This is a genomic window from Sphingobacterium nematocida (assembly GCF_900168125.1).
Lineage (GTDB): Bacteria > Bacteroidota > Bacteroidia > Sphingobacteriales > Sphingobacteriaceae > Sphingobacterium > Sphingobacterium nematocida.
Genome location: NZ_FUZF01000010.1, coordinates 75,335 through 99,351, shown reverse-complemented (window position 1 = coordinate 99,351; position 24,017 = coordinate 75,335). Strand labels below are relative to the sequence as shown.

The following is a 24,017-nucleotide window of genomic DNA, read 5'->3' as shown; positions in this document are numbered from 1 at the left end:
AATATGAAATATCCATTTAGCCATTGCTACATGGATATTCCATATGACACTTAAAGAACAAATTTTATACATATGAACAAGTTAGCATCTATTTTTGTCTTTCTATTCGCAATGACAACCTTAGTATCTGCCCAACAGGCGATCGAACCTGCTAAAGCGGGTGTAAACTATGGAAAAGCTATTGAAAAGAAAAATGCAATATCTGTAAAAGCTTTAGAAACGACATTAAAGGAAAAAGGTAATTATACCGGAAAAGTAGAAGCACAGGTCGTAGAAGTCTGCAAATCAAAAGGCTGCTATATGACTTTAAAGCGAGAAGGAGCTGAACCTATTACAGTTCGGTTCACAGATTATGGCTACTTTGTACCCCAAGACCTTATTGGCAAAACCGTTGTGGTTGAAGGGAAAGCAAAAATCAAAGAACCCAAAAAAGACATTAGCTTTATTGCTGATGGTGTACTTGTAATAAAGTAGATCACCTATTTATCCATCATTAAAGAAGGCGCTTTTTCAGAAGCACCTTCTTTTTTTTGAATCTCCTTAACCTTATGCAAACACTTCATACTGCGCCCTGCTCTTGTATTAATGCTAAAGGCTCTTTGATAACGTTCGAAAGCCCCTTAATCATGGGCATTCTAAATGTTACACCAGATTCCTTTTTTGATGGGGGTCAGCACAATACACTAGAAGCGGCTTCAAAAAAAGCAGAACAACTGATAAACCACGGTGCCAACATTCTTGACATAGGCGCTTACTCATCGCGACCTGGAGCGCCGCTTATCTCTTCGCAGGAAGAAATCGACCGTGCATTACCTATTATCGAATTCCTTTCTAAGAACTATCCTGATACGCTCCTATCCATCGATACCTTCCGCGCCGACGTTGCTCAACAAGCCGTTCAGGTGGGGGCACACATTATTAATGATATTTCAGGAGGTAGCTTAGATGAACACATGTTTGCCACTGTAGCTTCATTACAGGTTCCATACATTCTTATGCATATGCAGGGTACCCCCGAAACTATGCAACAATATACAGACTATGAAGACATTGTCGAAGACATAGCAGTGTATTTTGGAGAACGTATAGCCAAACTAAGATCACTAGGTGTAAAAGATATTATCCTAGATCCTGGTTTTGGCTTCTCAAAAACTATAGCTCAAAATTATGACCTACTACATCGCATAGCCGAACTCCAGTATTTAGAGCTTCCAATACTAGCAGGTATATCCCGTAAATCAATGATTTACAAAAAATTAGAAATAACGCCACAGCAAGCGCTATCTGCCACCACAGCACTTAACACATTGCTCCTACAAAAAGGAGTACAAATACTCCGCGTACATGATGTATTGGAGGCCAAGCAATTAGTTACTTTATTTTACACCTAGCTATTTTGAAAAAAAACAAAGATATTATCACTATTGGTTTTGCTCTTTTTGCCATGTTTTTTGGCGCAGGAAACCTGTTATTACCTCCATTTATCGGACTGCAAATAGGTCATCATATCGCGATAACCATCTTAGCTTTTGGCCTGACAGGTATACTACTACCCTTTCTTGGCGTATTATCTATTGTCCAATCCGGAAACTCAATCCAAGATCTGGGCAACAGGCTACATCCTTTGCTAGCGCCCATACTCGGAGCCATAATCATGCTGTGCATAGGACCGCTCATTGCCATTCCGCGAACTGCCGCAACGACTTTTGAAGTCGGGTTACTACCGCTCTTTCCAAACTTTAATCCGATATGGTCAGCAGTATTGTTTTTCGGAATCACGTGGTGCCTGACAATAGTACCATCTAGAGTGGTCGATATCATAGGAAATTTTCTAACACCTGCTTTGTTGGTACTGCTGTTGTCATTGATCATTGTAGGCATCAGCAATCCCCTTGGAGCATATTCTCAAACAGAGATATCTTCATCAGAAGCCTTTGCTTTAGGTTTTACCGAGGGGTACCAAACACTGGATGTACTCGCTTCCGTCATATTCGCAGGTATCATTATCGCTGCGGCCCACGCCAAAGGATACCAAAAAACCGAAGAAAAAAGTAAAGTAGTAATAGCCTCAGGAGCGCTGTCTGCAATCTGTTTATTCCTGATTTATGGAGGTTTACTTTACTTGGGTTCAACCTCCAATGTCGCAGACCCACAGATTAGCAGATCCGCTTTACTCATACATATCGCAAAGAATAATCTAGGAGATTCCGGGATGATCGCAATAGCGTTGAGCATTGCGCTCGCCTGTCTCACCACAGCTATCGCTTTGACGTCTGCTGTAGGTACATTCTTCAACCAGCTAACAAACGGCAGACTAGGCTATAAGACCTTGGTCACGACTTGCTGTCTGCTATCTGCCGCTTTATCTATTACCGGTGTAGACAATATCATTCAGTTTGCATATCCGCCCCTGGCATTTGTATATCCTATCGTGATTACATTAGTATTATACATTGTAGTTTTCGGCAGACACGTGAAGTCCAAGCTCCCTTATGTCGGCGCTTTAATCGCATCCACAGCAATAGCCGTATTAAGTCTGATCAAAGTACTTGGGCTATGGTCAGCCCCTATACTGTCAATCTGGAATAAAATCCCTTTATTCGAAATCGATCTGGGCTGGGCACTTCCTTCCGCTATAGGATTTGGAATAGGTTATATAATCAGTTTGCGATACAAAAAAATCAGCCCTAGCGGAAACTAGGGCTGATCAACAACATCGTATAATTCGACTTAACGAACCACACTCCCTGCCGTAATAGATGTTTGAGGGTTAACAAAGTCTAATCTTCCGTCCGCATCTTCCGCCATCAATATCATACCTTGCGACTGAATCCCCTTAATTTCACGAGGCTCAAGGTTTACCAAAATAGAAACCTGTTTACCAACAATATCTTCAGGATCAAAAAACTCAGCTATTCCCGATACAACGGTACGTTGATCGATCCCTGTGTCTATCTTGAGTTTCAATAATTTCTTTGTCTTTGCAATTTTCTCCGCCTCCAGTATCGTTCCCACACGAATATCCAATTTCATAAAATCATCGAAATTTATATTCGCCTTTGCAGGAGCCACACTGACAGCTGCCTTCGCATTATTTACTTTCGCGGCGGCCAATTTCTCCAATTGGAATTCCACCTGCTCATCCGTTATTTTATCAAATAATAATTGTACTTCACCCAGGCTATGATCTTCATCAATAAGATCTGAAGTACCCGCTTTATCCCACTCGCGCACAGAAATCTGTAGCATCTCAAAAAGTCGGTCAGCGGTCTTCGGTAGGAAAGGTTGCGCCAAGATTGCTAAATTAGCAACTATCTGCGTAGCCACATTAAGCACTGTTTTCACGCGCTCTTCGTCCGTCTTGATAACTTTCCAAGGCTCTTCATCCGCCAAATACTTATTCCCTAAACGAGCTGCGTTCATAAAATGACTCAATGCCTCTCTAAATCTATAGCTTGACAAAGACTGCTCAATCAACGTTGGAAATTTCGATAGCTCATCAAAGACTGTATTATCCACTGCATTATATGCACTTCCTTTCAACACTTTCCCTTCAAAGTATTTGTGCGACAACACCATAACCCGATTTACAAAATTGCCTAAAATGGCAACAAGCTCATTATTCACACGTGCTTGAAAATCCTTCCACGTAAATTCGCTATCCGAAGTCTCCGGTAATATAGACGTCAGTACATAACGTAATTCATCCTGTTTACCCGGAAATTCTTCTAAGTATTCGTGCAACCATACGGCATGATTACGAGATGTCGATAACTTGTCACCTTCTAAATTTAAAAATTCGTTGGCAGGTATATTATCGGGCAAAATGTACTCTCCATGTGCATGCAATATAGCCGGAAAAATAATACAGTGGAATACGATGTTATCCTTACCTATGAAGTGAATTAATGTCGCGTCATCCTCCGGGTTTGATTGTTTTTTCCAATAACTTTCCCAATTTTTACCATTATCTATAGCCCATTGCTTTGTAGCTGAGATATAGCCGATTGGAGCATCCAACCATACATACAGTTTTTTTCCGACAGCTTCTTCCAAAGGTACATCGACCCCCCAATCTAAGTCACGTGTCATAGACCGAGGTTGCAATCCTGATTTCAACCAAGACTGACATTGACCGAACACGTTGGACTTTAACACATCCTTCTTGCCTTCAATTAACCATTTTTCCAACCAGGGTTGGTATTTGTCCAATGGTAAATACCAATGCTTCGTTTCCTTTAAAATCGGTGTCTTTCCACTCAGGGTCGATTTTGGATTAATTAAATCGGTAGGACTTAACGACGTTCCACACTTCTCACATTGGTCTCCATAAGCCCCTTCATTTTGGCAATGCGGACAAGTACCCGTAATATAGCGATCCGCCAAAAACTGATGAAATTCTTCATCATAATATTGCTCCGAAAACTTCTCGATAAATTCCCCTTTTTCATAAAGGTTTAGGAAAAACTCTTGCGAAAGCTCATGATGAATGGGTTCTGAAGTGCGGTGATAAATATCAAAAGCAATCCCGAAATCTTCAAAAGACTGTTTAATCTGTTGATTATACTTATCAATAATTTCACGAGGAGTAACGCCCTCCTTTTTTGCTTTTATGGTGATCGCGGCTCCATGCTCATCCGAACCGCAGACGTAAACGACATCCTTATTATTCAATCGTAAGAAGCGCACAAAAATATCCCCAGGAATATACGCACCAGCCAAATGTCCTATGTGCAAGGGCCCATTGGCATACGGTAATGCTGAGGTGATGGTATAACGTTTTTTAGATAAATTGCTCAAGATATTGTACTTTTAATGGTAATACTAAAAATTAAATGGTAACATTGTTTACAAAGATAACTCAATTTGCGCTTAATAAATAAGAGCCCGTTTAGATTTATCCCATAAAAATACTTATCTTTTATTTTTAGGACTAAACGCAACTCTAAAAGCTTTTGAAAACAAAGATGAATACTCCAGCATACCTAAAAAAAGGGGATAAAATAGCAATATTGTGTCCAGCGAGTTATATCTCCGGAGATTTAACACCAGCGTACAATATACTCCTCGATTGGGGACTCGAACTTGAGATAGCCCCGTCTACCGAAGCTCAATTCAACCAGTTTGCCGGCGAAGACAAACTACGGGCGCACGATTTACAACAGGCATTGGATAATCCAGATATCAAAGCCATCATTGCGGGAAGAGGTGGATACGGATCAGTCCGCTTGATTGATACATTAGACTTTTCAAAGTTTAAAAAACAGCCAAAGTGGCTTGTGGGTTTTAGCGACATCACCGTTATTCATAGTCATATTCAACGGCAATTTCAGATACCAACAATTCACGGACAGATGGTTAAATCTTTCTTAGACGCAAGTCCCGAGTCGTTGCAAACCTTAAAAAAAACACTCTTTGGTAAAAATACCGACCTCCACTACAGCACACCAAGTCCGAACAATCGTCCCGGTCACAGTCGAGGAATATTAACCGGGGGTAACCTGGCTATTTTACAAAGCATATTAGCATCGGCGTCGGATGTCGATTACGAAGATAAAATTCTATTTCTGGAGGACGTAGGCGAATCCTATTACAATATCGATCGAATGCTATGGACATTAAAACGGGCGAAGAAACTAGACAAACTGAAAGGACTTATCATCGGAGGCTTCACCTCGCTCAAGGATTCCGATCCTTCGTTCGGGCAGACTATCGAAGAAATTATTATAGATAAAGTTCGAGAATTTGATTACCCAGTAGCATTCAACTGTCCCGCAGGACATATCGACGACAATAGAGCACTAGTTTTCGGCGAGGAAATAGAGCTAACAGTAACAACAGAAAAAACATCAATTACCTATCCAAATAGAAAATGAGCACAGTCAACACAAAAAAAGATATTGCCCTCTTGATATTGCGAGTCACAATAGGTCTCACTATGTTAATATTTCATGGACTACCAAAATTGATGGGCGGTCCAGAAAAATGGAAAAAGATTGGACTATCTATGGGCAATTTAGGTATAGACTTCCTTCCTAGTGTTTGGGGGTTCTCCGCTTCAATTGTTGAAAGTTTATGCGCTTTATTCATTGTCCTCGGATTGTGGACTAGGCCCAATAGCATCTTATTAGCTTTTACCATGTTAATTGCCACGATTTCACATTTAACTGCAGGTGATGGATTTAATGTAGCCTCGCATGCTATCGAACTCATGGCGGTATTCATCGCTCTATTCCTGACAGGGCCGGGAAAATATAGTGTAGACAAAAGGTAACAACAATTAACATATTTTGCCCAAATCAGCCACTCTATTCATTGTAATGGATACTTCTGAATTTAAATAATTTCAAAAGTTAGGTTTATTCATCATTAAATAAATAAGATTTATTGAAAAATCGATAAAATAAACGATAGATATCCGTCATTAGAAGCATTTTTCACAAAAATAAACTTTGTTTATTTTCATTTTGCTATTGTGCCTACCTTAGCTTCGTAAAACAAAATTATGGTAATAATGGAGCTACGTGAATTTGGGACAAAGAGTTCTTCATTCGATTTGAATTCAATTGGGTTAAATGCAGGAACAATACACTGGAACTTAAGCAACGAAAAGCTTACTGCTCAAACCCTAGAGCTAGGACAAGGCACATTAAATGACAAAGGAGCACTTTGTGTGAATACCGGTAAATTTACTGGAAGATCACCTAAGGACAAATTTGTTGTAAAGGACAGCCTTACCGAAAACAGTGTGGACTGGGGCGACATTAATATCGCAATTTCAAAAGACATCTTTGATAATCTATATCAAAAGATGCGTTCTTTTCTAGCGGGAAGAGAGGTGTGGATTAGACATAGCTATGCTGGAGCAGATCCTACATATAGATTGAATGTAACAGTGGTAAATACAATGCCTTGGGCCAATCTATTCTGTAACAATCTTTTCATCAGACCTACAGAAGAGGAACTAACAACTTTTGAAAAGGAATGGGTTATTCTACAAATTCCAGAATTTGAGGCAGATCCAGCTGTAGATGGCACAAGATCAGCAAACTTTACGATTGTAAACTTTACCGAAAAAGTCATTTTAATAGGTGGTACTGCTTACACAGGAGAAATGAAAAAAGGAATTTTCTCCGTACTCAATTTTATACTTCCGCACCAATACAACGTATTACCGATGCACTGTTCGGCCAATGAAGGAAAGGATGGTGATGTGTCGTTATTTTTTGGACTTAGTGGTACAGGTAAAACGACGCTATCAGCAGATGCAAATAGATCACTTATTGGTGATGACGAACATGGTTGGGCAGAGGGCTCTGTTTTCAATTTTGAAGGCGGATGCTATGCAAAATGTATCGATTTAAGTGCTGAAAAAGAACCAGAGATTTATGCTGCAATTAAACCCGGTGCATTGCTAGAAAATATTTCCTTTTTCAAAGACAGTAATATCGTAGACTTCGCTGATGCAAGTATCACGGAAAATACGCGCGCAGCTTACCCTATTGATTATATTCCAAATGCGAAAGAACCTTCTTTAGGCGGAAAACCAAAAAATATATTCTTTTTGACATGCGATGCCTTTGGTATCCTTCCTCCAATATCGAAGTTAACTAAAGCGCAGGCTATGTATCACTTTATATCTGGATATACTGCAAAAGTAGCCGGCACTGAAGTGGGTATTACCGAACCACAAACAACATTCTCTGCTTGTTTCGGTCGTGTATTTTTGCCTCTTCATCCTACAAAATATGCAGAGCTTTTAGGTGAGAAACTAGAAAAAAATCCAGATGTCAATGTATGGCTTATAAATACCGGATGGACCGGTGGAAAATATGGCGTAGGTAAACGTATGAATCTTAAATATACACGTGCGATGATTAACGCGGCAATGCGCGGCGATCTGAATGACGTTGAATATGTACCACATGTAGTTTTTGGTTTACTAAAACCACAGTCATGCCCAGGTGTTCCGGCAGAAGTATTGAACCCAAGAACAACATGGACAGATACGGATGCTTACGATAAGCAGGCCCTAGCGCTTGCTCAGCTTTTCGTTAACAATTTCAAACAATACGAAGATGAGGCTAGTGCCGAAATACGATCCGCATCGCCAAGAACATCTTTATAATCTTTTAACAAAAAAAGCGCCCCAAGGGGCGCTTTTTTTGTTAAAAGACTTTACTATGCCAACTATCCCGAAAAGGGATGATCCATTTCGACTCAAAATCTGTTGAATTCTGTACTAGATTATTAAAGACCAGCGTTTCTGCGTTTACAGTCCCAATTTTAACAAGAGATTCAAACTCACCTCTACCGACGAGGTTAACAATTCCCCTGTCATCAATAAAGGAGACTTTCATACGATCAAAAAAATCAACGTCTAGTCGCTCTCCCAATCCTTTCAAAAAATGGACAGATTTATCGATTGAACAGCCGGTAACTCCAGCCTGTTCCTCGTCAACTTCTAAAATCACAAAAAGATTATCCTTCACGATTCCCTTCCCTGCTAACGCAGAACCATGCGCAGTCCATGATGAAACGAAATCAGCAAGCGCCACTTCTACAATTTGCACCTGCTCATCGGAAAGCAACCTATCCGCCTGATATATCCAAACTCTATTCATCTTGTTCGTATTTAGTACCTCGTATTTAAACTTATGCTATTCTACTCCTGTTGAACCTATATAACCACCGTCACCTTCGTCACTTTCACCTCCGTCACTTTTTAATGCGCATAATATGGGGATATCATAAGATACACCACCACACCTGTTACCGCCACGTACAACCACATTGGATAAGTAATACGCGCCAACCGCTTGTGTCGTTCGTATGCACCAGCTATTCCTCGTACGAACGTGAACAACACGAACGGAATTATCACGACAGAAAGAACAATATGTGTAATTAAGATAAAAAAGTATACATATCGGATAGCACCTTCTCCACCGTACGAAGTCGATACCGAGGTCATATGATAAGCTACGTACATCAATAAGAATAAAGACGAACATAGCATACAGATTTTTATCAAATTCTCATGTAGTTTTAACTGACGTCGCTTTACAGCCGATACCGCCCAAACCAACAATACAGCTGTCAGTCCGTTAATAGTAGCGTATATAGGAGGTAAAAACGATAATGGTTCTACATCATAACCCAACTTGGGTAAATTCACACCAAATAAAGCCGCTACCGCCAGAGGAATAACTATGGATAATGTCCAAATCCAACCTTTATATTTTTTCTCTTCTTCCGTCATTGCCATAATTACTTCTTCTCTATTTTAGGAGGATTGTCACGAGCCTCTTCCACCAATTGTACCTTTATTTCATCTTCCAAACGCTCGATATTCGTTTTCAAATTAATATCGTAAAACCCACGTATTCTACGGTGAGCATCTATTAATATATACTGACTACTAATGATAAACTTCCGTTCGTCGTTCGGATCCTGCAGCGCGTCACTTAATAACTGCTCTCGTACAAAAGCCAAAATATCTGCTCCACCTTTTAACACGTACCAATTGGCTTCAAGACCCGATCTAAATTTAGTCACCGTCTTTTCCAAATCTACAGAACTGTCCGCAGAATCAATAGATATCGAATAAAACTTTACCTTATGATTATTTTTAAAGCGTTCAGCAACACTACGCAAGTTCTGTAACATCGCTACAGACAACCCTTTATCCGACCCATAGAATGTATGGACGACAGCTATTGAGGAATCAGCCGCTAAAAAAGGAACTGAATCCCCCTTAACGTCCAACAGAGAAATAGGCTTAATTTGATGAAAGATTGTATCCGGGATTTCTCTTCCCATCTTACGATTCATCTTACCCGATAAATGCTTTTCACCATACACAGGCAATTTTACATAGGTATTAGAACCCATTTTATTAAGCGCTACATACAAAAATCCTGGCACTAGTAGTACTATAGCCAGGATTATGAAAGTCGAAATATTCTTTCTTCTCGATTTATTTTGCATTACTACTTATTTGGAAACACAGCGTGCTCTTGTAAATGGTGCAATAGGTAATCTCCCTCAACTAAAAGTAGGATGATAAAATAAATAATGAAAAGAAATACGATAGAACAAGTCACAATAAAACCTGACTTCTCAAACTTCAAGTGCATAAAGAATGCTACGATATAATATGCCTTTATAAGTGTCAAGACAATATAAATTGTATTAACTAAAGCTCCTTTTTGTAAGATCTGCCAATGGTGAACAAACCCTAACGCGATTAAGAACTCTAAACATGTAAGCGCTAATAATACAAAAAATACAGACCAAATACGCTTCTTATCCATGCCTTCACCGTGCGCATGCGCATCGTGTCCAGCTATATGTTCGTTGTGTGCCATTTCTTTAGATAAATTTCTTAGTTAAAAATTAGATTAAGTAGAAGAATGTAAATACGAATACCCACACCAAATCCACAAAGTGCCAGTAGAGACCTACTTTTTCAACCATTAAATAAGATCCTCTTTTTTCAAAGGTATTATTTAGTGTCATACAAAGTATGATTATATTTAGTAGAATACCAATTGATACGTGAAATCCGTGAAAACCAGTAATAGTAAAGAACAAGTTCGCAAACTGCAATGCTGCTGTGTAGGAAATATCATTCGTAAAGTAAGGTCTTAATGTTTCTGCTATTAGTGCAGGATCCGTCATACCAGTAGCTGGGTTACTTCCGAACCAAAATCCTTGGTGGTGCAAGTGAGACCATTCTAAAGCTTGACAGCCAACGAACATCAAACCTCCCAAAATCGTCCATAACATCCATTTCACGACCTCTTGCTTAGAATTTCGATGCCCCGCCTCAACAGCCAAAACCATAGTGACAGATGACATGATCAAGATAAAAGTCATGATACCGACAAAAACCAACGGTTGACCTGAATCAGCTATTCCTGGGATAGATTGAAACACCTTGTCGGCATCAATCCAAGTAGGCTGCGCGAATTTCTGAGCACCATAATAAATTAGGAATGCTGAAAATGTAAAGGCATCCGACACCAAGAAAAACCACATCATGATCTTTCCATACTCTAAGCTCCAAGGTGACTTACCACCGTTCCATGGTCCGTCTTTAACCTTATCCAATTGCGATACAGTTGTACTCATTGTTTACTATTATTGATTCAAAAGTAAGAAAACATATATATAAATCCATAAAAGATCTAGAAAATGCCAAAAAACAGTAGCTAGATCCATCCGAAACACATTATCACCTTGAGGAATACCTCGCATCGTACCTATTAAGGCACGAAGTAGGACAATAATTCCAACGACAATGTGTAAAAGGTGTAATCCGGTAAAGATGTAAATGAAAGATTGTGATGCATTATTATTAATAAAGTACACACCCTTCGATGTCAACACCGTCCACGCTTCCACCTGCAATACAAAAAATACGATACCGAGAACAACAGTTGTAACTAACAACAATTTCTGTCTACCGATATTTCCAACTTTCGCAGCACCATACGCCAAATGCAAGGTTATACTACTAACGATAATTGTTAATGTACTATAAATAAAAGCCTGTGGTAAAATAGTTTTAATCCCTTTATCTACTCCACTAGCGGTATAAACTATAAATCCACTAGAAAGGGCTGCGAACATCATAAACATGCCAATAATGCCTAACCAAAGGTTAAACTTCTTAGCTTTTCTCGATTGTTCTAAGTCTTCTAAGTTCATTGCAATATTTCCCATCTTTAATTAAAAGGAATAAAATCAAATAAAAGCACCAGTTGTGTCAGCGGCAAATACAAAAAAGAAACGTACATCACCTTCTTTGCTGAAGCATCGGTACGCAACATATAATGCTGATAACCGTACCAAGTAAATGCCAATCCTCCGATCAAGGAAACCACCGTAAAGACCCATCCTCCAAATCCGTAATGCATCGGTAAAAAACCAACAGGTATCATTAACAAAGCAGAAATCATGATCATCGCTGCTGAAACTGAATCCTTTTTTGTCGTCGGTAATAACCGGATTCCCGCATTCTTGTAATCCTCGTCTGCTACCCACGCAATTGCCCAAAAATGCGGATATTGCCATACAAACTGAATAGCGAACAAGACCAAGGGTGTTATCACAACTGCTGCCTCGCTAACCGATGCATAAGCTAAACCAAACCCTGCGGACTTAAAAGCGGCATAGTACCCGATTAACGGAGGAAGTGCTCCTGGTATAGCCCCAACAAAAACCGCTATTGGAGATTTTTGCTTCAATGGTGTATAAACGAAAGCATATAAGAATATTGAAAAAACAGACAGTAAACCAGCTATAAAATTCAACTGGACTAAAACCATCGTACCCAATATTCCCATAAACACACTCAATACCAATGCCTGACCTGTAGTCATCCTACCTGAAGGCAATGGTCTATCCATTGTGCGTTTCATGAGCTTATCAATATCCTTTTCAATGATTTCGTTAAATCCATTAGCAGCACCTGTAACCAAGAAACCACCAATAGTTAACATCAACCAATTGAACCACATTACTTCACCCTGTTGTTTCGCTCCAATCAAAAAAGAAATAGATGCTGAAAAAACAACAGTTAACGTTAATCTTAATTTGACTAATTTGTTAAAATCAGAAATAAAAGTTCTCATTTAATTCTTCACCTCCCAGTACGCTAAATATGATAATCTAACAGAAAAGACTTTCATCATCTTTTTACCTTAGTCATCAAAAGCATCAAATAATATTGTGCTCCAAAAAACAAACTAGCTATTACCAAGTGCGTAGTCTGTGCAAAAGCAGGTACAGCAAAACGTGCCAAAATAATACCCGACGCCATCTGAATCAATACGAGAATCAAAACAATCCAAGCATATCGACTTTGTATAGAAAGCTTACTAAATCTATTTTTCACCAAAAAGAAAAACAGAACAGTAATACCCAGTGTCACATAGGCCAAAATTCGATGCACATCATACGCGCCACCAATAGAATCGATCCAAGATGACCTTTCCTTACCCAAGTAATTCAAATGATCGATCGTCTCACGAACTTCAGTTCCGTATACCACCTGTACCAAAGTAATGACTAAAGAAAATATAGCCAAAGCCTTAAGTCCAGAGGAAGGATAGGTGATCAAAATAGTTTTATTCCTAAAAGTTGTAGCTATGTAAAAGGTATATATACTGATTGCAACGATAATAAGCGCAAGCAACATATGTACTGTGATAATCCATGGCATTAAATTCGTAGAAACAACTATCGAGCCTAACCAAGCCTGTAATACTACTGCAAAAAGATTAAGAACGCTCCAAACAAAAATAGAAGGCTTGGACTTGATATATGTAAAAGCGTAAACAGCAGAAAAAAGAAGCGCAAACCCAGCAATCACCCCCGCCAATCGATTCAAATACTCTGTCCAAGTCTTTATCGCATTAAACTCCTCATGCTTCAAGATGGACTCGTCGTGCCTGATATTATCTGCTAACTCTTTAAAACCAAAAGCTTCGACGAGTTTAGCAAAACGCATATTCTTCTTAGCACGTCCTTCGATGTAGTGTTCTTCATAACCCTCCGGCAATTGAGAAACATCTGTAGGCGGGATAATTCGGTTAAAACACTTTGGCCAATCCGGACATCCCATCCCCGACCCCGTACTTCTTACTATTCCACCAGCTGCGATAACGACAAATAAAATAAATATCGTGAATCTATTAACTTTAACAAATCGCTTCTCTCCAGCTGGATACATGTAGCTACACTTTATCTAATCAAAAGTAGTAGAAGATAGGATATACCTATCCTTCTACCACTCTATTATTCTCTTTATTCCACTGCTCCTGAATACGAACAGCTTCTTCATCTCCTTCAAAATCATGCATCATGTTAGAGCTCATAGTCTCGGAATAAGGCACGTTCTGAGGAATAAAATCTTCATCATGACCTGGTTTTGAATAATCATAAGGCCAACGGTATACAGTTGGGATCTCTCCAGGCCAGTTACCATGAATATGTTCAACAGGTGTCGTCCACTCTAATGTGTTCGAGTTCCATGGGTTCTGAGGAGCTTTTCTTCCATTCCAGATAGATCCGAAGAAATTAATTAAAAATGCAATCTGACCTAATCCAGCTATAATAGCGGCCCAAGTAACCAATACGTTGACAGAAACCCATTTTTCCATGAAAGGGAACTCCGTAAACGCGTAGTAACGACGAGGCACACCATCAATACCCATAAAGTGCATTGGGAAGAATACCAAGTAAGCGCCGACAAATGTCAACCAGAAGTGGAAATAACCCAATTTCTCGTTCATCATTCTACCGAACATTTTTGGATACCAGTGGTATACACCACATAACATACCAAAGATAGATGCAGAACCCATTACCAAGTGGAAGTGAGCTACAACAAAGTATGTATCATGTAAGTTGATATCCAAAGCAGCATTTCCTAGAAAAATACCTGTCACACCACCAGAGATAAAGAAAGATACCATACCGATAGCGAACATCATCGCTGGCGTAAAGCGAATGTTTCCTCGCCACAACGTAGCCATATAGTTAAATGCCTTAACCGCTGAAGGTACCGCAATAATCAATGTCGTAATCATAAACACACCTCCTAAGAACGGATTCATACCCGTCACGAACATGTGGTGACCCCATACAATAAATGATAATACAGTAATACCAACCAACGAATAAACCATCGCATGGTAACCGAAGATAGGCTTACGAGAGTTTGTTGAAATAACTTCAGAAGTCAATCCTAACGCAGGCATCACAACGATATATACCTCAGGGTGACCTAAGAACCAAAACAAGTGTTGGAATAAAATTGGAGAACCACCTTCGTTTGGCAAAATCTGTCCACCCACTACTAAATCTGACAAATAGAAAGATGTACCGGCAGAACGGTCAAAAATTAATAATACAACAGCAGAAACTAAAACAGGGAACGAAAGTAAACCGACAATCGCTGTTAAGAAGAAAGACCAAATAGTCAATGGCATTCTCCATAAGTCCATACCTTTTGTACGCATATTCAAAACAGTACTGATATAGTTAACACCGCCCATTACCTGAGACGCGATAAACAGTACCATACTTGCTAACCAAAGTGTCATCCCTAGTCCTGATCCAGCAATTGACGTAGGAAGAGCTGATAGTGGCGGATAAATTGTCCATCCAGCAGATGCAGGTCCACTTTCTACGAAAAATGATCCAATCATAATCACACAGGCTACAAAGAAGAACCAGTATGACAACATATTCATAAACGGAGATGCCATATCGCGTGCACCCAATTGATAAGGTATCAAAAGGTTACTAAACGTACCTGACAAACCTGCTGTCAATACGAAAAACACCATCATTGTACCGTGAATGGTAACCAATGATAAAAAGAACTCCGGCTTTATACGACCACCTTCAGCCCATTTACCCAAAAATACTTCTAAGATCGGAAAATCCTTATCCGGCCATGCTAATTGAATCCGGAACAAAAGCGACAATAACATGGCAAAAACTGCCATAATGATACCTGTGATCAAGAATTGCTTCGCAATCATCTTATGATCCTGACTAAATATATATTTAGTTAGGAAAGTCTCATGGTGATGACCATGTGCATCATGATGACCTGCGTCGTGTGATATAACTGTACTTGACATATTCTATTATAAATTCTTTTTACAATTAATTTACAGAAGCTGTTGTAACCCCTTCTACTGGGCTGTTGTTAGCAAACTCTTTTTGGAGATCCTCCGTAAAGTACTTCTCTTGCTTACTCAACCACTCTTTATATTCAGCTTCAGTAACTACTACTACTTTCTTCGCCATATTCCAGTGACCAGAACCACATATTTTATTACACAACATAATAAAATCATATTTTGGATCATTCATGCGATCACGCATTTCCTCAGTAGTTACTGTAGGCGTGAACTGGAAGTAATTCGTCATACCTGGTACCGCATTTACTTGAACACGGAAATCAGGAATAAAGAAGGAGTGAATAATATCTTTCGAAATGATATGGAAACGAACTGACTTATTAACAGGGATCACGATGTCTCCGCCACGGATATCATCCCATGAGTTCTTATCGTTAAAATCGATACCGTAACCGTTAGTAGCTGTAGTAAGCTTGTAATTACGTTTTCCGATCTTACCGTCAGCCCCTGGGTAACGTACATGCCATTGAAACTGCTCTCCTAAAACCTCTACTTGTAAAGCAGACTTTTGAAGCTCTTCAGGTACATTAGTGATGGATCTCCATGTGAAGAAGCCAAACAATACCAAAACAGTCAAAACAATAGCAGGAACAATTGTCCAAATACGCTCGATAGAGTCATTGTGTGGATAGTAGTAAGCCATACGTTTAGCTCTCATTCTATACACATAAGTAAATGTCAACAAAATGATATGTGTCACTACTAAAACGAAGGTCGTGATAGCTAAAGTGATAATAAACATTTGATCGATCTCTTTACCATGTTCTGTGACAGCATCTCTCCAAGCCCAGCTTCCCCATACAGTGTACGAGTAGTAAATACCTGCTAAGAAAACAATCAAAAACAAGAACAACAATGCCGCTTGCCAGTTGTTATTGCTCAACGGATTGTGCTTACCATTCATTTTACGTGTCAATACGTAAACGGAATGGATCTTACCAATAACCGCAATGATTGTACATGCTACCAAAAACAGTAACAAATAATAGAAAAAATTCTTATAGACCTGAGGGTCGATCTTTTTAACCTCTGCTACTTTAGCAGCTGCAGTTCCATCAGCAGCGGTTGCAGACACTGTAGTTGCGCTAGAATCTGTAACAACAGCTGCAGCAGTAGTATCTACCGTTGCAGAGTCAGTTGTCGCGGTTGTCGCAACAGCCGCCACAGTATCCACTACAGTAGAATCACTTTGTGCTGCCGTAACAGGAGCCACAAAATACAAGCTGATCAATAGTAGTAAACCCAATATGGATTTGAACCTGTTATTTATTTTTAAATTCATTTCTTATAATAAACGTTTGAACGTGATCTCGTTAGTTCTATTAAATCTGATGGTGTAAACTTTCGTCTAAGAATGGATGATGCTTAGGTGCCAAAGCATGCTTGCTTATCTTATTTAAGACTAAGAAAGTAAACAATCCAAAGAAACCAATAGCCGTACCTATCTCGATAATACCAAATCCTCTTTGTGTTTCCACTGTACCAGGCATAATCATGATATAATAATCCAACCAGTGACCACATAACAACAATACAGCTACAAATAACATCAAGTTTTGCTTACGTTTTACATCTCTATCTACCAATAACAACAAAGGTGCGACAAAGTTAATGATAATACTTAACCAAAACCATGGTTTATATTCTGGTTCAAAACGCTTGTAGAAATAAACCGTCTCCTCAGGAATATTCGAATACCAAATCAACATAAACTGCGCAAACCAAACGTAAGTCCAGAAGATAGAGAAACCGAACATAAGTTTACCTAAATCATGTAAGTGGTTTTCGTTAACCCAAGACATATATCCACCCTTTTTCAAGAGAATCAATATTACAGTGATAACAGATATACCAGATACCCACATCGCTGCAAAGTTATACCAACCGAACATAGTAGAAAACCAGTGCGCTTCTAAAGACATGATCGTATCGAAAGACCAGATTGGTGTTGTAAATCCAAAAACAACTAAAAAAATTGCTGAAAGCTTGAAGCCCTTCTTGTAAGATGTCAATCCTCCTTGCAAATCTTCATTGTAAGATAACTTAGCAAGAATAAATGCAAAAATGCTATAACTACCCATAAACAAGATTTGACGAATCAAAAATCCAGGTACATTTAAAAAAGCTGCCTTACCAGCTACTAGCGCATCGTAATTCGGGCTGTTCGGGTCCATAAGACCGTCTGCATGCCAGTGATGGTAAAGATTGTGCGTATACAAACCTAATGCAACGATTACAAGAAGTAATAAAGATGCAATAGGAAGAATACTAGCCATCGCCTGAGGAATACGAATTAATCCGGCAGACCAAGCTGATTGTGTTACTAATTGAAGAGCGACGAAAAATGCGCCCGCTGCACATACACAAGTAAAGTAATACCCCATCAACAATAGGTTAGCATATGTACGCTCAACAATAATATGTTCACTTGATAACATACCGAATGCGATGGCAGCTATACCCAATACGATAGCAACTAAGCTAACTACCTTAGCCGTGCCAGCAAAAGTGTACTGCTCGCTGAAATTATAATCGTGATGATGATTGTGAGTTCCCATTTATAAAATTGATGTTAGGTTATTTCTTTTGTAATTCTTGTACGTACATAACTACTTTCCAACGTTCCTCTGGATTCAACTGAGACGCATGCGACCCCATTGTATTCAAACCGTAGTAAATAGTATGATAAATTTTTCCTGCCGTAAGATCTGACATCAAACCTCCTCTAGAAGAGTTTGCTGCAGATGACTTCGCATATGATGGCGGAGGAGGAAAATTTTCCAACTTTCTAGTACCTCTAGAATCTGTAACTTGACGATCCTTAGTGATAGAACCATCTCCTTTTCCTTCTTTACCATGACATACCGCACAGTTTGCCATAAACAAATGCTCACCAGCCGCGATATTCTCTTTGGTTACAGCTAAAGGATTGCTTACTTCAAGACCAGCTTTGGTATAATCCTCAATTGTATTTTTGTAGTCAGCACCAAATCTCTCAAAACCGATAGGATCTGTTCCTGCAGGAGGAGTTTGAGCTGTCTGTTTATTTTTAAAATTATTATTAGGTTGATCCGGATTATAAGCGATCGGATCATACATATTACGCGAAAATTCCAAACCGGTGCTACGCGTTGTACCGTCGCCGCAAGCAGTAGTTACTGCTGCAAAAGCAAACGCTACACATACAGCGCTAAGAAAATTCTTCTTATTCATAACTAACATATTTTCTTTCATTGTATTTAACTTCAACTGCTCCAGCTTCTTTCAACAAACTATCAATTAGGGCGTGATCTGCATTATCTCTAGCATCAATTGCAATGATAAAACGATCATCTGTCGCTCTTAAATCCATAACGCGAGGTGCGCGGCCTGGAAATAAATGATTGCGAAAAAAGAAAGTAGCAACCATACCTAAAGCACATAATAAAATCGTTACCTCAAAAGTAACCGGTACAAAGTTAGGTAATGGCATAGAAGGCTTTCCTCCGATATTCATTGGCCAATCGTAAGACATCGTGTAATACAACAAGCTAAAACCTAATATCGTACCCAAACATCCGAAGCAAAATGCTGCTATCGGCAATCTTGAAGGCTTCACTCCTAGCTTCGCTTCAATACCGTGAATAGGCATAGGGGTAAAACAATCATATATACTGACATTATTTGCTTGCAATTTATCAATCCCGTGCATCATATCATCAGGATCCGCAAAACTTCCTACTATATATTTTGTATTGCTCATTGCTATTATTTTTTACGTAATGCGTTAATTTCTTCTTCTGTAACAGAATCGTATTTTCTCAAAGAATTCTTAAAGAATTCAACCTGATCATCAGGGAAAGCTCCTTCTTGAACAAGCTTAGTTTTGTGTTGTAAACTAGAGCTCTTCAATAACAACTTCACTTCGGCAATCGCAATACCTGGTAAGAATCTTAAGAATAATAAGAACAGGGTAAAGAATAAACCAATTGATCCAACAAAGATACCGACGTCTACCCATGTAGGATAGAACATCGCCCATGAAGACGGTAAATAATCACGGTGCAATGAAGTAACGATAATTACAAAACGCTCAAACCACATACCAATATTTACGATGATAGATAATACCCAAGAGATTGGGATACTGGTACGGATCTTCTTGAACCAAAACAACTGTGGAGAGATCACGTTACAGGTCATCATCGCCCAATAAGCCCAAGCGTAAGGTCCTGCTACACGGTTTGCGAAAGCATACATCTCATACTCTGAACCCGAATACCAAGCGATAAATAGCTCCGTTAAATAAGCAACCCCAACAATCGAACCCGTAACCATGATAATCTTATTCATCGCTTCAATGTGGAACATCGTGATGTAGTGCTCAAAGTTCATTACCTTACGAAGAATAAGTAATAAGGTCTGTACCATCGCAAAACCGGAGAAAATCGCTCCCGCAACAAAGTAAGGAGGGAAAATGGTCGTATGCCATCCTGGAATTACGGATGTTGCAAAGTCCATAGATACGATAGTGTGTACAGATAATACAAGTGGTGTAGAGATACCTGCTAAGATTAGCGAAACGATCTCAAATCTCTGCCAAGATTTCACAGATCCATTCCATCCAAAAGATAGAACAGAATAAATTCTCTTTCTCAATCCTTGTGCACGGTCACGTACTGACGCGATATCTGGTAATAAACCACAGTACCAGAATACCAATGATACCGTAAAGTACGTTGAAATCGCAAAGGCATCCCATACTAGCGGTGAGTTAAAGTTTACCCAAAGTGATCCGAATTGGTTTGGCAACGGGAAAATCCAGTAAGCCAACCAAGGACGTCCCATGTGGGCCACTACATACGTCGCAGCACAGATTACAGCGAAAATCGTCATCGCCTCTGCCGAACGGTTAATGGAGTTACGCCAGTTCTGACGGAAAATTAATAATACCGCTGAAATCAGCGTTCCGGCGTGACCGATACCTACCCACCACACAAAGTCGGTGATATCCCAAGCCCAACCTACAGTTTTATTTAGACCCCAAGCACCGATACCCGTCCAAAACGTGTATCCAACACTTATGACCCATAGCATAGCTCCACACACGGCTACGATAAATCCTATCCACCAAGCTTTGTTTGGTTTATTTTCAACCGGCAGTAGGATATCATCAGTCACTTGTGCGTAAGTGATGCCCTTACCGGTCATTAATGGTTCTCTTAATATTGATTCGTTATGCGATGACATAGTTGTTTTATTTCAGATATAGAATAAAATTATGCTTCAAATGTATTTCTTACCTTAGTCATATAACCGATGTTCGGTTGAACATTGATCTCTTCCAATACGTAGTAAACACGTTCGTTACGTAATGCTTTTGAAACTTCAGACTCTGGATCATTAGCATCTCCAAAGATGATAGCGTTAGCCGAACATGCCGCTTGACAAGCCATTTTAACATCACCATCCTTCAATTTGCGATTCTCCATCTTAGCCTGTAACTTCCCAGCCTGAATACGTTGAATACACATTGAACATTTTTCCATTACCCCACGCGAACGTGTAGTAACATCAGGGTTCAACACCAATTGTGTAAACTCGTTGTTCAAATAATTGTCAAAACGAGAATCGTTCCAGTAGTTAAACCAGTTAAAACGACGTACTTTATATGGACAGTTATTCGCACAGTAACGTGTTCCGAAACAACGGTTGTAAGCCATGTGGTTAAGTCCTTCCGAAGAGTGGACAGTCGCCAATACCGGACATACTGTTTCACATGGAGCATGCTCACAGTGTTGACACAACATTGGTTGGTGTACTACCGTTACATTTTCGAAATCTTCTATGTGTGCAATCTCTTTCTCTTTCGTATACTTCGTACCGTTATCTTCGATCGTGTAATAACGGTCGATGCGCAACCAGTGCATTTCACGACGACGACGAACCTCATCACGTCCTACTACAGGAATATTGTTTTCTACGTTACAAGCTACAATACATGATCCACAACCTGTACAAGCGTTCAAATCGATAGCCATCACCCATTTGTGACCTGGCTGCTCAAATTTGTTCCACAAATCGTATGTCTTGTGCGAATCTGAAAAACGTCCGGACTCCGAATTTGGATCTTTTAAGTATTTAGCAAATGTAGTTTCGCGAACGATATTACGTCCTTCAATAGTATGGTGTGTTTGCGTTTGTGCTAATTCGTATGTGCCAGAAGCTTTTGTAACCGTAGCTTTAGCAGCTAATTGTACTGTGCCATTTACTAAAGAAGCAAAAGGATATGCATTCTGTCCAACATTATTACCCGCTTTACCAACTTGCGTACGACCATAACCTAATGCTACAGACACTGTACCCATTGCTTGACCTGGTTGCAACACTACTGGTAACTCTATACTGTAACCATTAGCTTCCACTTTCACCTTACCATTTTCGCCCAAGCCCAATTGCTCAGCAAACTTTGGATTAAGAGCAGCGTAGTTATCCCAAGTAACTTTAGAAACTGGATCAGGCAACTCCTGCAAGTAAGCATTGTTTGCATAACGACCGTCGCGCATTACTGTGGACTCGTACAACTTCAATTCTACATCTCCAGCAATCTTCTTAGCATCAGCAACGATAGCAGAAGCAACAGCATTAACATCTACATTAGCTGAATAAGCCGACCCTTGATTAGATCCTTTATAGATGTATCCCGTTTGCAAAACATCCTTCCAAGATTTACCTGTACCGGCTAAAATACTAGCGTCCCAAGTTTGCTTCACGAAGTCATATACACTAATCGTCTCTCCAGCCCAAACTAACAAACTCTGTTCAGCCTGTCTTGTGTTGAAAACTGGATTAATTGTAGGTTGTATCACTGTAAATAATCCTTCTTTACTAGAAGCATCACCCCATGACTCTAAATAGGTAGGAATCGGAGCGATAGCTTTCAATGTAGAAGCAGTCTCATCCGAACGATCCGCAAATGATAATGTAAAGTCGATCTTAGCGATAGCAGCTTTAACATCATCCGCTTTGAAATAATCGTAAGCAGGGTTACTGTTTAAGAAGAATGCGACACCGACCTGTCCAGCTTTAGCAGCTGTCAAGAATTGTTGGAACGAAGCGTCAGAGCCTTGGTGTTGCTTCGAGTAATTATCTAAATCTATAATAGCTCCATAAGCGCCCAACTGCGTATTGATTGCATTCACCAACAACTGTACATTTACATCGTTAGATCCGGCGACAACAACTGCTGATCCTTTAGCATTTACTAATTCTTTAGCAGCTAATTTGATAGCAGTCTGTGCTTTTGCATTCGCAGTTCCACCAGCTAAAGACTGACCAGTAATCGCATTGAACAACGCGATTAACACAGCTCCCTCTTCCGATGGCTTAATTACGATACGCACATCCGCATTTGAACCTGTCATAGAAAGACCCGATTCAAATTGAATATGACGCGACATCTTACCGTTTTTCAACGATTTGTAGTCACGATTTTTAATATAATCTTGTGTATGTTCTTCTCCAGCCAACCAAGATCCTAAGAAATCAGCAGCCACAGAAACTACCACTTGTGCATTTCCAAAGTTGTAGCTAGGAACTACCGCTTTGCCAAATGAACTTTTGTTTGCTTCAACTATACCACTGTAAGAAATCGCGTCTACCTGAACGTGATTTGTCGTAGGGTATTTCGCTGTCAACTTAGCTATAGAAGCTAATGTTGAAGGCGAATTAACTGTATTTGAAACGATCGTAATTTGTTTTCCAGCTGCTGCAGCTTTAGTTAATGCCGCTATAACCGTACTATCTAACTTAGACCACTCTACATCTTTACCTCCGATTTGAGGGTTCTGTAATTTGGACATATCGTACAAATCAAGAACAGATGCTACTGTATTTGCATCAGTACCTTGGTTCAAACCAACCGCGTTTGGATTTGCCTCTACTGAAATAGGACGCCCCTCACGAGTTCTAACCAAAATACTCTGTCCATTAAAAGATGAAGCATAATAGTTTGGAATACCTGGAGTAATCTCCTCGGGTTTGATTACATAAGGAACAGCCTTGTGAACCGGAGTACGGTTACACGCTGCCAACGTAACAGCTCCTAAACCAAAACCTAAAGCCTTCAAGAAATCACGACGTGGAGTTCTTGTACTTAAGCCTGCTTCATTTAATACATCTTCTACAGGAATAGGTTCAGCAAACTCCGTTTTGCTATTCTCAACAAAAGCAGGTGTTTGATTCAACTCTTCTAAACCTTTCCAATATTTTTTATTGCTATCCATTTAAGCTGTATATAAGATTGCGTTTCCC

The 24,017-nt window shown here is 39.6% G+C and carries 22 protein-coding genes; 6 read left to right on the top strand and 16 right to left on the bottom strand.

Features of this window, described 5'->3' with window-relative positions:
* Positions 1-72: 72 nt before the first annotated feature.
* From B5X76_RS11980 to brnQ, 3 genes are all read left to right on the top strand, one after another.
* Entirely contained in the window at positions 73-474 is a 402-nt protein-coding gene (locus B5X76_RS11980) for a DUF4920 domain-containing protein (RefSeq protein ID WP_079643349.1), read from the top strand.
* Positions 475-548: 74 nt separating this feature from the next.
* Complete coding sequence (gene folP, locus B5X76_RS11975; protein WP_079643348.1) at positions 549-1,391, top strand: dihydropteroate synthase; 843 nt, start codon at positions 549-551, stop codon at positions 1,389-1,391.
* Positions 1,392-1,396: 5 nt separating this feature from the next.
* Positions 1,397-2,701 carry a branched-chain amino acid transport system II carrier protein gene (brnQ, locus tag B5X76_RS11970; protein ID WP_079643347.1) on the top strand — a complete coding sequence of 435 codons (1,305 nt, stop codon included), beginning with the start codon at positions 1,397-1,399 and terminating at the stop codon, positions 2,699-2,701.
* A 29-nt stretch (positions 2,702-2,730) separates the two neighbouring features.
* Here brnQ and metG read toward each other — a convergent pair whose 3' ends face one another.
* A complete protein-coding gene (gene metG, locus B5X76_RS11965; RefSeq protein ID WP_079643346.1) occupies positions 2,731-4,800 on the bottom strand; it encodes a methionine--tRNA ligase in 2,070 nt (689 codons plus the stop codon).
* A gap of 167 nt (positions 4,801-4,967) precedes the next feature.
* Here metG and B5X76_RS11960 point away from each other — a divergent pair, with 167 nt between their 5' ends.
* From B5X76_RS11960 to pckA, 3 genes are all read left to right on the top strand, one after another.
* Positions 4,968-5,876 carry a S66 peptidase family protein gene (locus tag B5X76_RS11960; RefSeq protein ID WP_079643345.1) on the top strand — a complete coding sequence of 303 codons (909 nt, stop codon included), beginning with the start codon at positions 4,968-4,970 and terminating at the stop codon, positions 5,874-5,876.
* Complete coding sequence (locus tag B5X76_RS11955) at positions 5,873-6,274, top strand: DoxX family protein (protein WP_079643344.1); 402 nt, start codon at positions 5,873-5,875, stop codon at positions 6,272-6,274. The genes B5X76_RS11960 and B5X76_RS11955 overlap by 4 nt, the downstream gene beginning before the upstream one ends.
* A gap of 240 nt (positions 6,275-6,514) precedes the next feature.
* Positions 6,515-8,128, top strand: coding sequence for a phosphoenolpyruvate carboxykinase (ATP) (pckA, locus tag B5X76_RS11950; protein ID WP_079643407.1), 1,614 nt, complete (start codon positions 6,515-6,517; stop codon positions 8,126-8,128).
* Between the two features lie 40 nt (positions 8,129-8,168).
* Here pckA and B5X76_RS11945 read toward each other — a convergent pair whose 3' ends face one another.
* The 15 genes from B5X76_RS11945 to B5X76_RS11875 all read right to left on the bottom strand — a co-directional run bounded on the left by B5X76_RS11945 (position 8,169) and on the right by B5X76_RS11875 (position 23,989).
* Positions 8,169-8,624, bottom strand: coding sequence for an ABC transporter ATPase (locus B5X76_RS11945; RefSeq protein ID WP_079643343.1), 456 nt, complete (start codon positions 8,622-8,624; stop codon positions 8,169-8,171).
* 101 nt (positions 8,625-8,725) lie between these two features.
* The gene (locus B5X76_RS11940) at positions 8,726-9,268 is read right to left on the bottom strand and encodes a DUF420 domain-containing protein (RefSeq protein ID WP_079643342.1); all 543 of its coding nucleotides are present in this window, start codon (positions 9,266-9,268) and stop codon (positions 8,726-8,728) included.
* A gap of 2 nt (positions 9,269-9,270) precedes the next feature.
* Positions 9,271-9,990, bottom strand: a complete 720-nt coding sequence (locus B5X76_RS11935; protein WP_079643341.1) for an SCO family protein — start codon at positions 9,988-9,990, stop codon at positions 9,271-9,273.
* A 2-nt stretch (positions 9,991-9,992) separates the two neighbouring features.
* The gene (locus B5X76_RS11930; protein ID WP_079643340.1) at positions 9,993-10,370 is read right to left on the bottom strand and encodes a cytochrome C oxidase subunit IV family protein; all 378 of its coding nucleotides are present in this window, start codon (positions 10,368-10,370) and stop codon (positions 9,993-9,995) included.
* 28 nt (positions 10,371-10,398) lie between these two features.
* A complete protein-coding gene (locus tag B5X76_RS11925) occupies positions 10,399-11,136 on the bottom strand; it encodes a cytochrome c oxidase subunit 3 (protein WP_079643339.1) in 738 nt (245 codons plus the stop codon).
* Between the two features lie 9 nt (positions 11,137-11,145).
* Positions 11,146-11,730 (bottom strand): cytochrome c oxidase subunit 3, encoded by a 585-nt coding sequence (locus B5X76_RS11920; protein ID WP_079643338.1) that lies wholly within the window; start codon positions 11,728-11,730, stop codon positions 11,146-11,148.
* A gap of 2 nt (positions 11,731-11,732) precedes the next feature.
* Positions 11,733-12,641, bottom strand: coding sequence for a heme o synthase (gene cyoE / locus B5X76_RS11915; RefSeq protein ID WP_079643337.1), 909 nt, complete (start codon positions 12,639-12,641; stop codon positions 11,733-11,735).
* Positions 12,642-12,697: 56 nt separating this feature from the next.
* Entirely contained in the window at positions 12,698-13,741 is a 1,044-nt protein-coding gene (locus B5X76_RS11910; protein WP_079643336.1) for a COX15/CtaA family protein, read from the bottom strand.
* A 46-nt stretch (positions 13,742-13,787) separates the two neighbouring features.
* On the bottom strand, positions 13,788-15,662 hold the full coding sequence (locus tag B5X76_RS11905; RefSeq protein WP_176141050.1) for a cytochrome c oxidase subunit I: 1,875 nt from the start codon (positions 15,660-15,662) through the stop codon (positions 13,788-13,790).
* 25 nt (positions 15,663-15,687) lie between these two features.
* The gene (locus tag B5X76_RS11900; RefSeq protein ID WP_139375287.1) at positions 15,688-17,007 is read right to left on the bottom strand and encodes a cytochrome c oxidase subunit II; all 1,320 of its coding nucleotides are present in this window, start codon (positions 17,005-17,007) and stop codon (positions 15,688-15,690) included.
* A 40-nt stretch (positions 17,008-17,047) separates the two neighbouring features.
* A complete protein-coding gene (locus B5X76_RS11895; RefSeq protein ID WP_079643335.1) occupies positions 17,048-18,283 on the bottom strand; it encodes a quinol:cytochrome C oxidoreductase in 1,236 nt (411 codons plus the stop codon).
* Between the two features lie 19 nt (positions 18,284-18,302).
* The gene (locus B5X76_RS11890) at positions 18,303-18,959 is read right to left on the bottom strand and encodes a c-type cytochrome (protein WP_079643334.1); all 657 of its coding nucleotides are present in this window, start codon (positions 18,957-18,959) and stop codon (positions 18,303-18,305) included.
* Positions 18,931-19,467, bottom strand: a complete 537-nt coding sequence (locus tag B5X76_RS11885; RefSeq protein ID WP_079643333.1) for a DUF3341 domain-containing protein — start codon at positions 19,465-19,467, stop codon at positions 18,931-18,933. The genes B5X76_RS11890 and B5X76_RS11885 overlap by 29 nt, the downstream gene beginning before the upstream one ends.
* A gap of 5 nt (positions 19,468-19,472) precedes the next feature.
* Positions 19,473-20,954 carry an NrfD/PsrC family molybdoenzyme membrane anchor subunit gene (gene nrfD, locus B5X76_RS11880; RefSeq protein WP_079643332.1) on the bottom strand — a complete coding sequence of 494 codons (1,482 nt, stop codon included), beginning with the start codon at positions 20,952-20,954 and terminating at the stop codon, positions 19,473-19,475.
* 29 nt (positions 20,955-20,983) lie between these two features.
* Positions 20,984-23,989 (bottom strand): TAT-variant-translocated molybdopterin oxidoreductase, encoded by a 3,006-nt coding sequence (locus B5X76_RS11875; RefSeq protein WP_079643331.1) that lies wholly within the window; start codon positions 23,987-23,989, stop codon positions 20,984-20,986.
* Between the last annotated feature and the right edge of the window lie 28 nt (positions 23,990-24,017).

Excerpts from the sequence above, each read along its gene's own strand:
- B5X76_RS11945 (WP_079643343.1), bottom strand. The coding sequence starts at position 8,624 with ATGAATAGAGTTTGGATATATCAGGCGGATAGGTTGCTTTCCGATGAG.
- B5X76_RS11980 (WP_079643349.1), top strand. The coding sequence starts at position 73 with ATGAACAAGTTAGCATCTATTTTTGTCTTTCTATTCGCAATGACAACC.
- cyoE (WP_079643337.1), bottom strand. The coding sequence starts at position 12,641 with ATGAGAACTTTTATTTCTGATTTTAACAAATTAGTCAAATTAAGATTA.
- B5X76_RS11895 (WP_079643335.1), bottom strand. The coding sequence starts at position 18,283 with ATGGGAACTCACAATCATCATCACGATTATAATTTCAGCGAGCAGTAC.
- pckA (WP_079643407.1), top strand. The coding sequence starts at position 6,515 with ATGGAGCTACGTGAATTTGGGACAAAGAGTTCTTCATTCGATTTGAAT.
- B5X76_RS11900 (WP_139375287.1), bottom strand. The coding sequence starts at position 17,007 with ATGAATTTAAAAATAAATAACAGGTTCAAATCCATATTGGGTTTACTA.
- B5X76_RS11875 (WP_079643331.1), bottom strand. The coding sequence starts at position 23,989 with ATGGATAGCAATAAAAAATATTGGAAAGGTTTAGAAGAGTTGAATCAA.
- B5X76_RS11940 (WP_079643342.1), bottom strand. The coding sequence starts at position 9,268 with ATGGCAATGACGGAAGAAGAGAAAAAATATAAAGGTTGGATTTGGACA.
- B5X76_RS11955 (WP_079643344.1), top strand. The coding sequence starts at position 5,873 with ATGAGCACAGTCAACACAAAAAAAGATATTGCCCTCTTGATATTGCGA.
- B5X76_RS11910 (WP_079643336.1), bottom strand. The coding sequence starts at position 13,741 with ATGTATCCAGCTGGAGAGAAGCGATTTGTTAAAGTTAATAGATTCACG.
- B5X76_RS11885 (WP_079643333.1), bottom strand. The coding sequence starts at position 19,467 with ATGAGCAATACAAAATATATAGTAGGAAGTTTTGCGGATCCTGATGAT.
- B5X76_RS11890 (WP_079643334.1), bottom strand. The coding sequence starts at position 18,959 with ATGAAAGAAAATATGTTAGTTATGAATAAGAAGAATTTTCTTAGCGCT.
- B5X76_RS11905 (WP_176141050.1), bottom strand. The coding sequence starts at position 15,662 with ATGTCAAGTACAGTTATATCACACGACGCAGGTCATCATGATGCACAT.
- B5X76_RS11935 (WP_079643341.1), bottom strand. The coding sequence starts at position 9,990 with ATGCAAAATAAATCGAGAAGAAAGAATATTTCGACTTTCATAATCCTG.
- B5X76_RS11960 (WP_079643345.1), top strand. The coding sequence starts at position 4,968 with ATGAATACTCCAGCATACCTAAAAAAAGGGGATAAAATAGCAATATTG.
- B5X76_RS11925 (WP_079643339.1), bottom strand. The coding sequence starts at position 11,136 with ATGAGTACAACTGTATCGCAATTGGATAAGGTTAAAGACGGACCATGG.
- B5X76_RS11920 (WP_079643338.1), bottom strand. The coding sequence starts at position 11,730 with ATGGGAAATATTGCAATGAACTTAGAAGACTTAGAACAATCGAGAAAA.
- folP (WP_079643348.1), top strand. The coding sequence starts at position 549 with ATGCAAACACTTCATACTGCGCCCTGCTCTTGTATTAATGCTAAAGGC.
- B5X76_RS11930 (WP_079643340.1), bottom strand. The coding sequence starts at position 10,370 with ATGGCACACAACGAACATATAGCTGGACACGATGCGCATGCGCACGGT.
- nrfD (WP_079643332.1), bottom strand. The coding sequence starts at position 20,954 with ATGTCATCGCATAACGAATCAATATTAAGAGAACCATTAATGACCGGT.